This window comes from Desulfotomaculum sp. (genome assembly GCA_003513005.1).
Lineage (GTDB): Bacteria > Bacillota > Desulfotomaculia > Desulfotomaculales > Nap2-2B > 46-80.
Map to the genome: position 1 here is coordinate 1 of DOTD01000016.1, position 13,697 is coordinate 13,697.

Genomic DNA, 13,697 nt, shown 5'->3' on the forward strand with positions numbered 1-13,697 from the left:
TCCTTTTCTTTGGGTTTTTAGTAGGCTCAACACCACTAATTATACCACTTTGAGGGCACTTTTTGTATATATTTGCTTCACCTTTTGGGTGAGAAGTTTAATTCCTCGTGTTCCTTATATATCAATGGGTTAAGCCTGTTTTCTAAAGGCTTACGCAGATTTCGGGTTTTATTTATAATTTTATTAAGTTTCGTTTAATAATCAACGGAATTATTTGGTGTAATATCATTATATTTTGAATTAAGGACAAAAAAAGATATACTTTTCTTTAGAACAATTTATATCATTATAAGGTGCGTCAGTAAAGGAGCTATCGTCAACAAGCGGCTTATATGGTCATCAGGGTAGAAGCGATGCCGGGTTCAGAAGAGAATGCGCGACGAATGGTCAACATTCTCTTCTGCCATCCTTAAAGGAGGTCACGTACCTGGTAAATGCAGCGGCAGGCAGGGCTGTGGGAACAGACTGCCAGAGGACCGTGTTTTGACGGGACAACCTTTAAGAGATGGTTGGCCGGGCAGGTCAGTCCGTCTGCAGCCAGGTAGCCTTCTATAATTTCCAAAGTGAGCCTGGCAGCCGGAGAATCGCAGCGCGGGTAGGCGGTGCAACCCAGGAAATAACCTCCGCCGGTTCCCGCGCGTATAGTCAACGGGGCTCCGCAGCGGGAGCAGGTAAGCTGGTTTTCAATGTATGCCTTTAGCCCTGCGTAACGTTTCCCGCCAAACCCGCCGCGCAGGTCCATCTCCAGAAGATAAAGCAGCGTACGGCAGGCCTTCTCTCCCGTCATCCGTATACTGAAGTGATCTACCCTGCCGTCTTCCGGCCAGGGGTTTCCATACCAGAAGATGTCCCGATTCACCGCAGTCATCGGCGTCCTGACGGCAGTATATCTTACGGTGTAAGGCTGCAGTTCGGGCGGCCAGACCAGCGGTCTGCCGACGCGCAGGGAAAGGCGGGCGCCGCGCTCCTGTGCCTGCCGCAGAGCTTTCACTACCTGTCTTTCCGGCGGGCCGGCTGGGGCGGGCCAGTCGATTTGAACGGACGAGGCCAGGCGGATATCCGCTTCCCAGGCTTCCAGGGCCGTCCGTCGTTCGGCGTGCCATTTCATTTCTATTTTATTGCCCGTAACGCAACCGGGCAGGGCGGCCAGTAGTTCCCTGCCTCCAATCACCCGGCCGTTTTCCCGGATGAAGCGGAAAAGCCCGCACACGGCAGAGTCGCCCGGCAGCCTGCTTTCCAGAAAATCGCGGCAGGCGAGGACGAAAAGCTTGCCACGCGCCCTGGTAACGGCAACGTTAATCAGCCGCAGCCCTGCGCTTCCTTCCCGGCGGGAAAGGAGTCCGCCGGGACCACGTTGGGAAAAAGAGTCCACAAGATCAAGCACCACCGCGTCCTGCTCCGCTCCCTGAAAACGGTGGACGGTGGCGGCCACAAGGCCGGAAGCCTCGCTGCGGACACTGTCGCTGCTTAGAAGTCCTGCCGTCAATGCGTTAAGTAGCCTGGCCTGGGCTGCATATGGCGTAAGCAGGCCCACCGTAAGGCCGCCCTGCCTGATTTGCGCGGCCAGTATTAAAGCCAGGAAAGCGGATAAGGGATTTAAGCGGGAAGAACCATGCTGGTAGCAAAAAGCAGGCAGATCACTAAGATCCACCAGCGTCAGCGCTGATCCGGGGCACGGTCCGGCAGCAGCCAGCGCAGCGCGTTCGGACGTTTCGGGAGCATTGTAGAGCAGCCCCCCATAGACAAAGTCATTCGCAAATCCGGCAATGGCCGGATGCATCCGCCGCTGCAGGCGCAGCACGGCAATATCCGACGCCTGTCCTTTTTCAAAAGAGGCCGTGATTCCGGCTTCCTCAAAGATGTCGCGCTTCAGCCATTGTTCCACTCCCGGAGTCCCGGCTAACGCTATGGGAGCCAACTGGCGGAAATCGCCGCTTACAACCAGTTTACTGCCTGCCAGGGAGGCGGCGAAAAACACCTGGGGGATATAGGCCATGCTGGCCTCGTCCAGCAGCACGAAGTCGTAGCGGTCCTTATAAATCACCGGATCGACGGCCGCAGTGGACAGTGTGCAGCCGACTACCCGCGCTTCCCGGCATACTCGCGCCGCTGCTTCTTTCAGGTTCTCTCTGAGGGTACGCAAAGTGCGTTCCACTTCAGTCAGGCGTTCTCTCCGGACTCCGCCGGCGCGCAGTCCGGCAAGCAGTTCGCCGCGCTCGTTCTCAAGCTCTCTGAGCGACTTCCATATCTCCGGAAAGCCGGCGGCGGCCAGGCTGGAGGCCAGCAGGCCGCTTTGCCGCAGCTGAGGCAGTCTGGCCCAGCCGTAACGGGTCACCACGCCTGAAGAAAAAGGAGCTCCGATCCGGGCTGCAGCCCTGAGCACAGCGCCGTCCACAGCTACATTGGCATGAGACAGGATCAGTACCCGGCCGCCCTGTTCATAAAAGAGCTTTGCAATCCGGGCCAGGGTTTCGGTCTTGCCGGTGCCTGGCGGTCCCCAAATAAAGGTGATTTTCCTTTCCCCGGCCAAGCGCAATGCTTCTTCCTGGGCGCCGGCGGCGTTGGATGGCGAAACATAACGCCGCCGCCGTTCCGGTATTTTCTCCAGAACGGCCAGAGCCATTTGCAAATTTTTCTCCGGTGCTTCGCTCAGCCGCTCCTGCAGGGCAGTCAATAAAAACCATGGTTCACAAAATACTTCAGCCCGCTCTATAAGTTCACCCATGTCTTCATGGAGCGCCAGAGTCAACTCCGAGCCGCGCACGGTTACCACTTCTCCCCCGGTTTCACGGGAGCCGCAGCGCAGGCGTAGCGGCGTCCCGTCCGGAAGAAAGGCATCCACCTCCAGGTCGAAGGCATAAAGAAACCCCTGCTGGTCCCGGCAGACCAGAACTCCGTCCAGGACCACCAAGGGGCGGCCTCCCTCATTGCGCAGGTATTCTATTTCTTCGGCCAGCGCCCCATTAAAGGCATTGATCAACTCAGACGTTATACAAAAAGGCGCTTCGTTTTTTAGATCTTCCATATTTAAATAATATAAATTTCGTCCGTATGAATACCGGCTTCAAGCTCGTAAAATGTCCATGCTTATGATCTTCAAACCGTTAGATCTTCATTTTCCGTTTCGTTGTCCGGAAAATCGCCCGGCAGGAGTTCTTCCGGCATGACCGTCTCAACTTCCGTCCAGGCGCCGTATAGGTACTGGAGGTCCAGCCACTCCACCAGGGCGCGGATGACCGTGCGCAGTGGCCTGTCGGCTGGAATACCCGCCGTAGCCGGACCGATGTCTTCCGGCGCCTGCCAGTCATAAGCCAGGGCGTGCTGGTCGCGGACGGCCTGGAGCATACGGCGGACATCGAAGGCGGAGAGGGTATCCAGAAAGAGGTTTTCTTTTAAAAAACTGCTGAAGACCTCCCGCACTGTGGGGATGTCATACTGCCTGTCTTTAGCCGCCAGTTTTTGCGGCACGTTGTCATAATCGCTGTTTTTTTGCTTCCAGATTAGTTCCGACCAGAGATTGGATGAAGCCGAAAACGCTGTATAAGTAGCCGTCATGCCGAAAGACGGCGCCATAAAACGGGCAGCGTTCAGATAAGCGTTGGCCCTGGCCGTGATACCCAGATACATCAACTGTTCAAACTCATCAAAAAGAATCACCCACCCGGCGTAACCGGCGGCCCGGATCAGACGGGAGAGAAAACGAAAGTAATCGAAGGAGTTTTCTTTCACCTTGAAAGGCGTCAAAGAAAGCGTCTTTCCGAAATTCAGGCGATAGATGGATTTCAGTTGTGTGTTGGGGACAAAGTCGCCCGATAAGTCGCTGGCCAGAATATGTTGGTTGTAGGCGTCGCTGCTGCCGTTCAGGTAGTTTTTCAGCACGGCCTCAAGTTTCGGGTGCAGGTTGCGGGCAGCATAGTTAAGCATCTCATCCGCCTGATCGCTGTTCGTCTGCAGTGTTTCCAGCAAGGATGTGAAACCAGGCTGGGAGCAGCCCGGCAGATAAAGGCCGGCTGCCGCCATGCGATACAGACGGTCCAGTTTATCAAAAGGAGCTTCCTTGGAAAGCGACATGAAGCTGACGGCAAAGTTCATCTTTTCCGCCTTGTGTGCGATAATGTTCAGGAAGTGCGTTTTACCGTTGCCGAAGTTACCCTTTATTACCAGGGGAAGAACACCGCCGCCGGAGCGCACCCGCTCCAGCTCGCGTTCTACACGCTCACACGCTGCCTCCCGCCCGTAAGAAAAAATTACGCTTAAGCTGCGGGAGGAAACTCCTGAACGCAGGCATTCAATAACCTGCCTGGCTGAAAACTTTTCCATTCCGTTCATCTCCCGCTTCAGATTGGCTGATTATTGCCTCCACAACCCGCCGCACAGGCGAGAACATGCTGACGTTTTCCACCAGGCAGTGAAAATCCTCCTGCTGCAAGTTTGAGTTGAGGCTTAAGACTGCATTCATTCTTTGCTGAAGTTCCAGGCAGGTGTCGACAGTAAAAAAATCCTTAACTATAAGATCCTGGTTGACAAGGTCGGCAAATCTGTTCAGCCGCGCCCCCGAGACTTCGTTCTGGATCCGCATCCATAGCGCTTCGTACGATTTAAAGCCTTCCCTTTCATTGTGGATTAGTTCCGTCCGCCCGGCAAAGACAAAAAATGCCCCCTCGAATCCGGCAAAGTCGTCCACCAACTGCCGCAGGCTCTCGTAAACCTCATTGCGGGCTGACCTGCCATAGAGCGCCCTCCCTTCCGGTCCGCGCTCCATCAGCGCGCTCAGGTCGTCCACCGCCAAAAAAAGTCCCCGGTGGCCGCATAGCCGCAGTAAACAAAGAAAAGACGTCATCATGTGTCTGGCGTTGTACTTGTCAATGCGTGTAAAGATCTTTAGAGGTTTTAAAACCCTGGCCGGCAGGGAGCGGCTCTTGAGCCATTCCTGCAGGATTTCCTTCTGCCCGTCCGCCAACCGGCGCGAGCCCAGGTGGTGGGCACAGAGCTGAGTAAAAGCCAGGGCAAAGTTATGGTTTATTTTTCTGTTTTGATAAAGAGTGTCCAGTTCTTCTTGAATTTCGCGCCGTAAACTATCCGCCGCCCGGCCCCGCGCCTGCGCCCAGCTGAAAAAGTCTTGCTCCGGCGCAAGCTGGCCGGCCTGATAGCCGAGGCGGCCAATCAAGGCGCTGCAATAATCTGTAACCAGATTTTCAACATCCACTACATCCAGAACAGCCTGGTAGATTGAGTCAAATTTATTCAGACGCAACCGGCGGGTATTTGCAAAAAAGGTGATATAGCCCAGCCGCCGGGCCTCTTCCAGCATCAGGAGAAGGGTGTGAGTTTTTCCCGAGCCCGGCTTGCCGGTGAGAAACTTCACTTTACTGCCGCCGCAGGCTATGTAGTCGCTCAGGTAATAGTCCCGCCAGAAATTCCAGATCCCTGCCTCTTCTCCCACCGTGATGGCTTTAAGTACCTGCAGATCCGGCGGCGGGCTGCCCCGCTGCAAACTTTCCATCGCTTCTTCCCTGGCTGCCGGCTCCACCGGCTATCCCTCCTAAGTAAAACTTCATCACGCCGAGACGCTGGGGCTGCCCCTGGGCGTCCAGGACAATCAGCGCCTGTTTGTTGTTGCGTACGTTGCCCAGCCAGAGACGCCTGCCGTCAGGTATGTTCATCAGACCGCTTTTCAGCACACGGTGCAGGTCGAAGGCAAAAAACTGGGCCGGATAGTCGCGCTTCTGACGGGGCAGCGGTGTAAGAGTATTATAGACGTCCTTTAAAAGGACTTCCTGTTCACTAACTTCGATTTTTGTTTTGACGATTTGTTTGGCCATTTCCGTATCGTAAGCCAGCGCCAGGGATTGGAGAAAACGCTGGGCATCGAAGGAAGACGTATTTAAGCGATCGATGCTTTTCTTTAAGTATCCGGCCAGAACACGGGGCCGCAGGCTGCGATGAACCCGATCATTGATGGTGAGCATTTCTTTCTCCGGCAGCACACGGACTTTAAACGGAAGTATTTCATAAACAGGGTATTCCGCTTCCACAGCCAAGCTTTCCGCTGCCAGGGCATCCAAAAAGCCCCGGTGAAATTCCTCCTGCAGATAAGATTGCAGATTAAATGCCGGCATTTTCTCCAACAGAACCTGCAGTGTTTCCTGCTGCCTGTCCAGCAGTTCCCCATAGCGGGCCAGCGCCTGCTGCAAGGCTTCCAGGTTGCCCTCGTCGCCTGCTGTTTTCATGCGCCTGACCGCGTTAACCATACTGCGGTGGAGATTGTTGAGGCCTTTGAAGTCATCCTGCAGCGTCAGGTCCAAAAATTCATCAAGAGTCTTCGTCATATTATGAAAAATCCCCCAAAAATCTGATAGAATATGATATTATTCTCCAGTGTCTGTATATTATCCTTCTATTCTATCCTGAAAATTAATTTGCTTTAGGGAGGTCAACTGCCTACGTGTTCATGTTCGTCTCAGGCTATTGTTGTCACGGTTCGCTTCGGACAGGACCAGGCGGCGCTGCTTTAGAAGGCAAGGCAGATGCGAAATAAACGAGCATTGTAACTGAAACCATCTGGCCGTTTACAGGAACGAAAGACTGCTTGACGAGGAAACGGAGCAGATCCGCCTTTGAAAAGAGGGAGTAAAAGCTGTCACATTGAACAACCGCAATAAATTCTTCGCCGCCCCAGCGGCAGACGACTTCATCATTACCGAGGCTGTTTTTCAAAGTTTTTGAGACCATCTTCAGCACATTGTCGCCAACGTCATGACCGAAGGAATCGTTAATATTTTTAAAGAAGTCAATATCAATGAAGAGAACGCCGAAAAATGAATGTTGATATACTTTCAGTTCAATTAGTTTATTTTGAAGATGAACTTCCAGATACCTTCTGTTTAAAAGATCGGTAAGCGGATCAACCAGGGACAGGTTGCGGTATTTCTCCAATTGGTCAAGTAAATTGGAACGGGAAGAATTATCGCTGAAGTTTTCAACCGCTCCGATAATTACCCCGAAAGAGTTCCTCACCGGCGAGACATGAACAAGAACCGGTATCCGGTGTCCCTCGCGGTGATGTACAAAAACCTCCGCCTCTTTTTCCTTGCCCTCTGTAATTGCCTGCGCAAGCGGACATGTGTTCACGCAAAGCAAAGCCCCGTTTTTATTGATATGTTTAAGCAGGCTGTCATGGCAGTGAGTTCCAAGCACCTGCTGTTTTGTGAACCCCGTAATTCTCTCGGCTGCCTTGTTCCAGAAAGTAATCTTTCTGTTCAAATCAACAAAATAAACCCCGTCATAAAGGCTATCCAGAATTTAAATTTATACTGGTACTAAAATCACCTCTTAATGGCGCTCCACCGGCAGCCATTGTGTTGGTCTGGGCGATCTTTTGCCCGTCTTTGGTGACAATGCGCATGGAAACAACAGCCTCAAAAACCATGGCGGCGCCGCGTACGGTTGAGGGACTGGAAACCTCATTTCCCGGTCTTGGCGAGGTTACCCAGATTACCGGCTCTCTGACGTTAGATAAGTCGCGTTTGAAAGGTTGTTCATATAAACCTACATGTCCCCACCAGTCTTTTGCTCTTTCGTCAAGTTTCCCTTCAACTTCAAAGGCAACCCTGTCTATTGTGGGGAATTCGGTCAGTGTATTGACTATGCTCTGGATACCAAAAGCTTCACCAGAAGAGCCCACATTGGCGTCAAGTACTTCGCGCGAAAAATCGACTGTGGCAAGGCCGTCGTTAATTGAAATACCGAGTACTTTCGTACCTTTGGGGATCACTTTGAAAGCGTTTTCAGTTGCCGGCAGGCCGTTGATTAATTCCTCCAGCGCAGCTTTGGCTACTTGGGTTGTTCTTGGTATGGTATGTTCCTCGCGAACCAGAAACAATTCTACGCCCGTATCTTTAAGAAAGTACAGCGCAACCTGCATTGTTTCCTGTTTTTTTTCTTTTTTAATATGACGGGGACGTGAAGGATCGCTTTCAATTTTTAGGCGTAGTTGTCCGATGGGCAAGTAGGGCAAGTAGGGACGGTTCTTGCTTGCCTTCTACATAGGCAAGTAGGGACGGTTCTTGCTTGCCTTCTACATATGAATAACTATCAACATCGCCTTTTTAACTTCGGCATTAAAACTGCTTTTCCCATCAATTTTAGAGAACCGCTTGTTTTGCCTTGCCTATGTGCTCATGTTCGCCTAAGCTGCTCAGCTTAAACCCAGCAGCGCAAGAAGCATGTTAATGAGTTTTATTCCGGCAAATGGGGCAATCAGGCCGCCCAGTCCATAGATGAGCATATTGCGCCGGATGATCACTTCGGCTCCAAGGGGTTTGTAGGCTATCCCGCGCAGGGCAAGGGGAACCAGCGCAATGATGATCAGAGCGTTAAAAATTACCGCCGAGAGGATTGCGCTCTGTGGAGCGGCCAGCTTCATGATATTTAAGGCGCCCAGCACAGGGTAGGAGGTAATAAATATAGCCGGGATAATGGCAAAATATTTGGCCACATCGTTGGCAATGCTGAAAGTGGTCAGCGAACCCCGGGTAATCAACAACTGTTTTCCTGTTTCCACTACCTCGATCAGCTTTGTGGGATTGCTGTCGAGGTCAACCATATTTCCGGCCTCCTTGGCAGCCTGTGTTCCGCTGTTCATGGCGACCCCGACGTCTGCCTGGGCCAGAGCCGGCGCGTCGTTGGTCCCGTCGCCGGTCATCGCCACCAGATGTCCTTCTTCTTGATATTCCCTGATCAGTTTTAGTTTTGTTTCCGGTGTCGCTTCCGCCAGGAAGTCGTCAACTCCGGCTTCGGCGGCGATGGCAGCGGCGGTAATCGGGTTATCGCCTGTAATCATGATTGTTTTGATGCCCATGCGCCGCAATTGGGCAAACCGTTCCCGGATTCCGCCCTTGATGACATCCTTTAAATAAATTACTCCAAGCGCGGTGGCGCCTTCGATGACTACCAGAGGTGTCCCGCCTTTTTTGGCGATGTCCTCGACAATTTCCCTTACTTTGGATGGTAGCGTTTCACCCAAATTATGCAGATATTTTTCGATGGCGTCCGCTACTCCTTTGCGTATCTCATTTCCGGCAAGGTTTACCCAGCTCATGCGGGTTTGCGCGCTGAAGGGGATAAGAATAGTCAGGGCAATCTCATTGGGAGTTTTTTGGCGTTTTGCTCCTTCCACAAGGTGGATCATCCTATCCGGGAAAGTTTCTCCGGGGATGGCTGTGATTTTTACTTTGAGCCAGTTAGAAAGAACCCTGGTTCCGCCTGTAACAGAACTGCGGTCTCCTCCTGATTCGCGGATTACCGGAGCGGATTCGCCGGTTATGGCGCTTTCGTCAACTGACGCTACGCCTTCGATCGCTATACTTTGGTTATTATCCGGGTAGTTGTTGTTATTCATAATTAAAAAATCCCTCCTAGAAAGACTTGCCGGCAAACATCATCAGGTGTTCTACTATAGGACCCAGAGCAAGGGCGGGGAAGAAGGTCAGCGCCCCGATAATCAGTCTAAATAGGGTCCGCTCACGCCAAGGCTTCTGACAAGCGGGCTGCCCGATATTTCGCTGACATAACAGAGACTAAGAAAAATTACAAATAAGGCGAGCATCACGGCAAAGATAATCCTGCCCTGCCTGATGTCGCCGACGATATGTCCGAAGGTAAAGGTCAGCCCTGCAGGGATGACAAGAATGGCCAGCATTTCAAGAAAGTTGGTCAGCGGGGTCGGGTTTTCAAAAGGATGGGCGGAGTTTGCGTTGAAAAAGCCGCTGCCGTTTGTGCCCAGTTCCTTGATGGCTTCCTGTGAGGCTACCGGCCCCATTGGTATTGTTTTCCTTTGCGTCAGATAGCTCATCGTGGACTCGCCGCTGTATGCCTGCCAGTTGGTATTGGTTGCAAAGCTTACCGCTGTATTTAAGGCGAGGACGGGATTGACCGCGCCCAAATGCTGGGGATTCAAGGGCAGATGGTTTTGTAAAAGCTGAAAGAGAAAAACAAAAGCTATCCCGAACAGGTTGAAAAGAACCAGCGCGGTTGTATATTCGCGCCAGTTCATCTCCCTTTTCGGATCAATGCCTGCCACCCGGTAAAGAAGCTGTTCCAAAGGTCTCATTATTAGGTCCGGCAGGGTTCGCTTATCTGTATAGACACTAAACATGAAACCACCGAGCGGAACGGCCAGCAGGGTAAGCAGGATTACATACAGCAGCAGCTGAAAAATGTCGCTGACAGGAAACATCATAACACCTCCGCTTTGATCAGACAGTAAACAAGATAAGCAAGCATCGCCGCGGATAACACCCCGCCAAAAATAAAGTCGTCAATATTTACCCTCCTCGTATTCATTTATTCTGCGCCGCCCATGTTTGTTAGTTCATTTTCTGCTTTTCTGTTTCTATATTAGCCCTGTCAGGCATAAAAAAGGGATCAAGAAGACTTGCAAAGATGTAAAAAATATATAAAGATTAATAGCAGGGGATTATACGCATTAAAGGCATTTTTAAAATTATCGGGAATTGCCCGGCGAGAGTTTCATGGAGGTTTTTTAAGCTTGCCTGTCTACTCTTTTGATGGGAACGATTTAAAAATAATGCTTCAGGGAGCTGTTGACCTGCTTGGAGAATCGAAAGGGGAAATCGATTCCCTAAATGTCTTACCAGTGCCGGACGGGAACACAGGGACAAATATGTTCAACAGTCTGAGGAACGCGGTCCGGGAAGCCGAAAGCGCCGATACGGAGAAGATCGGCCTTATGGCAGCTGCGGCCGCAAGGGGATGCCTGCCGGGCGCCAGGGGAAATTCTGGTGTAATCCTCTCACAGTTTTTAAGCGGTTTTGCCGGTGTCCTGAAAGATAAAGAAACATCTACGGCGCAGGATATTACCCGCGCATTAACAGAAGGAGCGTTTTTTGCCCGGCAGGCGGTTATGAACCCGGTCGAGAGAACTATTCTCACGGTCGGGGCCGGTCAGTATGGGTCTTGGAATTATCGTCCTGGAAACGCTGGAATACCTGGTCAGAGGGGGCAGAATAGGCAAAGCGCAAGCCTTCCTGAAGACTGTCCTGAACATCCGGCCCATCTGCACTATAAGGGAAGGGATTATTCATCCATACGAAAAAGTCCGTGGAAAAACCAGATCGATCGATCGCCTTGTCCAGCTTGTTTCGGAGAGAATGGCTCAAAGGCCGGTTATCTGTTCTTTTATCCACAGCGCCGACCCTGCCGGTCTTGAAGAACTTCGTGCAAAAGCCGCAGCAAGCTAAATCATATTTACCCCCTGTTGAATCTGAAATTGGAGCTGTTGTGGGAACATATGCCGGGCCTGGAGTGCTAGGAATTATGTTTTTTCCCGTTTAATTCCTGATGAGAGTGCTCTAACTCAAAAGGCCAGGCAGACAGGCCCCCTTCCATAAATTTTGCGTTTTGAAACCCATGCTCTTGAAGAATTAGCTGAGCTTCGTATGAGCGTAAGCCGTTTTTACAGAATATTATTATCTCTTTCTCCCGGGAAAGTTCGCCGGTGCGCTCGCGAAGCTGGTCGAGCGGAATTAAAAAAGTTTTCATGTATGGCAGGCCAACATCCTGAAACTCCTTGGAGGAGCGTACGTCAAGGAAAATCATGTATGGCAGGCCAACATCCTGAAACTCCCTGGGGGAGCGTACGTCAAGAAATATTAAGTTGTCATTGCGATCGATCTTTTCTTTAACTTCCAACGGACTAATGGAATTAGCCAGCCCCGCCATCTTGTTGCGCAGGGAGTTTGCGGCGTGCGCAAGCGGATCAATGGCGGTGGAAAATGTAGGCGCGTAAGCAAGGTCTAATGAAGCTAACTGATCCACAGTCGCCCCCAGGGTAATTGCGCAGGCCAGAACATCGATCCTTTTATTGGCATCACCCGGTCCGACAATCTGTGCTCCCAGAACCTTTCTTGTCCTCCGGCAGGCCAATAGTTTGATAATTATATAATTGCTCTGTTTAATATAAAGTTCCCGGTCAGATTCCGCAACAATTATGGAGACCGGCTCAAAGCCCAGTTTGACAGCCTCTTTTTCTGTAAGCCCTGTTCTCGCAACAGTGTAATCAAACATCTTCAGAATGGACGTTGCCGCAGTTCCGAGAAATCTGTCTTCTCTGCCGGTTACATTGTTACCGATTACCCGGCCCTGCCTGTTAGCCATAGACCACATTGGCGCGTAAACATGCTGAGCGGAAACAATATTAATGCTTTCTGCGCAGTCTCCGCCGGCGTATATGTCAGGGTCGCTTGTCTGCAGACGGTCATTTACCAGAATGGCGCCGTTGGGACCCAAGGCCAGCCCAGCTTTTTCAGCCAGTTCGACATTGGGACGCACACCAGCAGAAACCACAATAAGATCGGCTTCAAAGGTTCCGTTTTGTGTAACCACTTTTTTGACAAATCCTTCATCTCCCTCCAGCCGCAGCACTTTTTCGGAGAGAAATAAATTCACACCGCCGGCACGAAGCCGTTTTTCTACCAAAAAAGCCATATCCGTGTCGAGAAGCCCGGGAAGAATATTATCCTTTACTTCAAAAATAGTAATCTCTATATTATCTCTTCTTGTTGTGCTATAAGCCTCAGCCAGTTGAATGCCGATCATTCCGCCGCCTATAATGGCCAGTTTTTTTGTCTTTCCGCTTTCAAGAAACGCTTTTACAGCCTGAGCGTCTTCAATATTCTTTAAGGTATGCACATTTTTTAAATCAAGGCCAGGGATAGGCGGGAGCGCTGGCCTGCTGCCTGTTGCAATAACCAGCTTGTCGTAAGGGATAACTTCTACTGCGCAGGTTGACAGGTTGGTTGTGTGCACAGTTTTGGCAGAGCGATCTATTGAATCAGCGTGCGTTCCAGTAAGAACTTTGACGTTCTTTATTGCCTTGAAAAAAGCAGCGTCTCTGAGGACACCGAGAGACGTAGATATAAGTTTGGTATACTCACTGACCAGACCGCTGTTGTAATTAGGAATGCCGCGTCCGGCGTAGGAAAGGAAGCCCCCTTGTTCAATAATAGTTATTTGAGCGTCTTTATCCAGGCGCCGGGCTCTTGCCGCCGCTTTCGGCCCTGTCGCCACACCGCCGATAATAACAATCCTCAAACCCATTCCGAAATCATCCCCCGCATTTTTTTATTCTATATTCTACAAAAGATTCTACAAAAGCAGCCGTTTTCCTGCCGCTGATTCGTCAAATTATTACAAAGGGAAAAAAGCAGGAAACACATTGAAAGAAATAGAATCAAAAAAAGGCGAATTATTGAGCAAGAGGGCAGAGTAAGTGGGGACGGTTCTTGACTTGCATAGTGGAAATACACATAGTGACTATACCCGTTAACTGAAAAATTAATCTGGAAAAAATGCGGGTGATTGTTATAAAATAAAGAAAAGAAAGGGATGATGGATGCAGTATGTTAAAAATCATACTTATAGCCCTTGTCCTGGTTATTGCAATCGCCGCAGCAGTTGTTTTAACCATTTTTTATTCCCGCAAAGCGGAAATTGAGAAGCTCAAGCAGAAGTACAGGCGTTTGACCTTTATGTCGCCGAACGCGGCTGACGAAACCCTGCGCCTGCAGATAATCAAGCTGAAAAACAAACAACCCGGACGTACCGAAAAATGGTATATAGAAAAGGCGATTTACGACCTGGAAAGAAACAGAAGATAAAAATCTCAACAGGGCTTT

At 50.8% G+C, this 13,697-nt stretch carries 11 protein-coding genes and 1 pseudogene; 2 read left to right on the forward strand and 10 right to left on the reverse strand.

Going from position 1 to position 13,697, the window contains the following annotated elements; all coding sequences use genetic code 11:
* Positions 1-409: 409 nt before the first annotated feature.
* The 9 genes and pseudogenes from DEH07_01310 to DEH07_01350 form a co-directional block, all read right to left on the reverse strand.
* On the reverse strand, positions 410-3,025 hold the full coding sequence (locus tag DEH07_01310; protein HBY03192.1) for a hypothetical protein: 2,616 nt from the start codon (positions 3,023-3,025) through the stop codon (positions 410-412).
* 71 nt (positions 3,026-3,096) lie between these two features.
* Entirely contained in the window at positions 3,097-4,329 is a 1,233-nt protein-coding gene (locus DEH07_01315; GenBank protein HBY03193.1) for a hypothetical protein, read from the reverse strand.
* Positions 4,289-5,530 (reverse strand): hypothetical protein, encoded by a 1,242-nt coding sequence (locus tag DEH07_01320; protein ID HBY03194.1) that lies wholly within the window; start codon positions 5,528-5,530, stop codon positions 4,289-4,291. Before DEH07_01320 ends, DEH07_01315 begins: the two co-directional genes overlap by 41 nt.
* Positions 5,454-6,329 carry a hypothetical protein gene (locus DEH07_01325; protein HBY03195.1) on the reverse strand — a complete coding sequence of 292 codons (876 nt, stop codon included), beginning with the start codon at positions 6,327-6,329 and terminating at the stop codon, positions 5,454-5,456. The genes DEH07_01320 and DEH07_01325 overlap by 77 nt, the downstream gene beginning before the upstream one ends.
* A gap of 145 nt (positions 6,330-6,474) precedes the next feature.
* The gene (locus tag DEH07_01330) at positions 6,475-7,263 is read right to left on the reverse strand and encodes a sensor domain-containing diguanylate cyclase (GenBank protein HBY03196.1); all 789 of its coding nucleotides are present in this window, start codon (positions 7,261-7,263) and stop codon (positions 6,475-6,477) included.
* A 28-nt stretch (positions 7,264-7,291) separates the two neighbouring features.
* On the reverse strand, positions 7,292-7,924 hold the full coding sequence (locus DEH07_01335) for a spore gernimation protein (GenBank protein ID HBY03197.1): 633 nt from the start codon (positions 7,922-7,924) through the stop codon (positions 7,292-7,294).
* Positions 7,925-8,197: 273 nt separating this feature from the next.
* Positions 8,198-9,382: pseudogene (locus DEH07_01340) on the reverse strand (hypothetical protein).
* A 34-nt stretch (positions 9,383-9,416) separates the two neighbouring features.
* Positions 9,417-9,575, reverse strand: a complete 159-nt coding sequence (locus DEH07_01345; GenBank protein ID HBY03198.1) for a hypothetical protein — start codon at positions 9,573-9,575, stop codon at positions 9,417-9,419.
* Positions 9,503-10,237 carry a hypothetical protein gene (locus tag DEH07_01350; protein ID HBY03199.1) on the reverse strand — a complete coding sequence of 245 codons (735 nt, stop codon included), beginning with the start codon at positions 10,235-10,237 and terminating at the stop codon, positions 9,503-9,505. The genes DEH07_01345 and DEH07_01350 overlap by 73 nt, the downstream gene beginning before the upstream one ends.
* Positions 10,238-10,435: 198 nt before the next feature.
* Here DEH07_01350 and DEH07_01355 point away from each other — a divergent pair, with 198 nt between their 5' ends.
* A complete protein-coding gene (locus tag DEH07_01355; GenBank protein HBY03200.1) occupies positions 10,436-11,230 on the forward strand; it encodes a hypothetical protein in 795 nt (264 codons plus the stop codon).
* 98 nt (positions 11,231-11,328) lie between these two features.
* Here the strand turns inward: DEH07_01355 and DEH07_01360 are convergent, their stop codons facing one another.
* Positions 11,329-13,119, reverse strand: coding sequence for a pyridine nucleotide-disulfide oxidoreductase (locus DEH07_01360; protein HBY03201.1), 1,791 nt, complete (start codon positions 13,117-13,119; stop codon positions 11,329-11,331).
* 332 nt (positions 13,120-13,451) lie between these two features.
* On the opposite strand from DEH07_01360, the gene DEH07_01365 reads away from it, so the two are divergent.
* Positions 13,452-13,679 (forward strand): hypothetical protein, encoded by a 228-nt coding sequence (locus tag DEH07_01365; GenBank protein HBY03202.1) that lies wholly within the window; start codon positions 13,452-13,454, stop codon positions 13,677-13,679.
* Positions 13,680-13,697 lie beyond the last annotated feature (18 nt).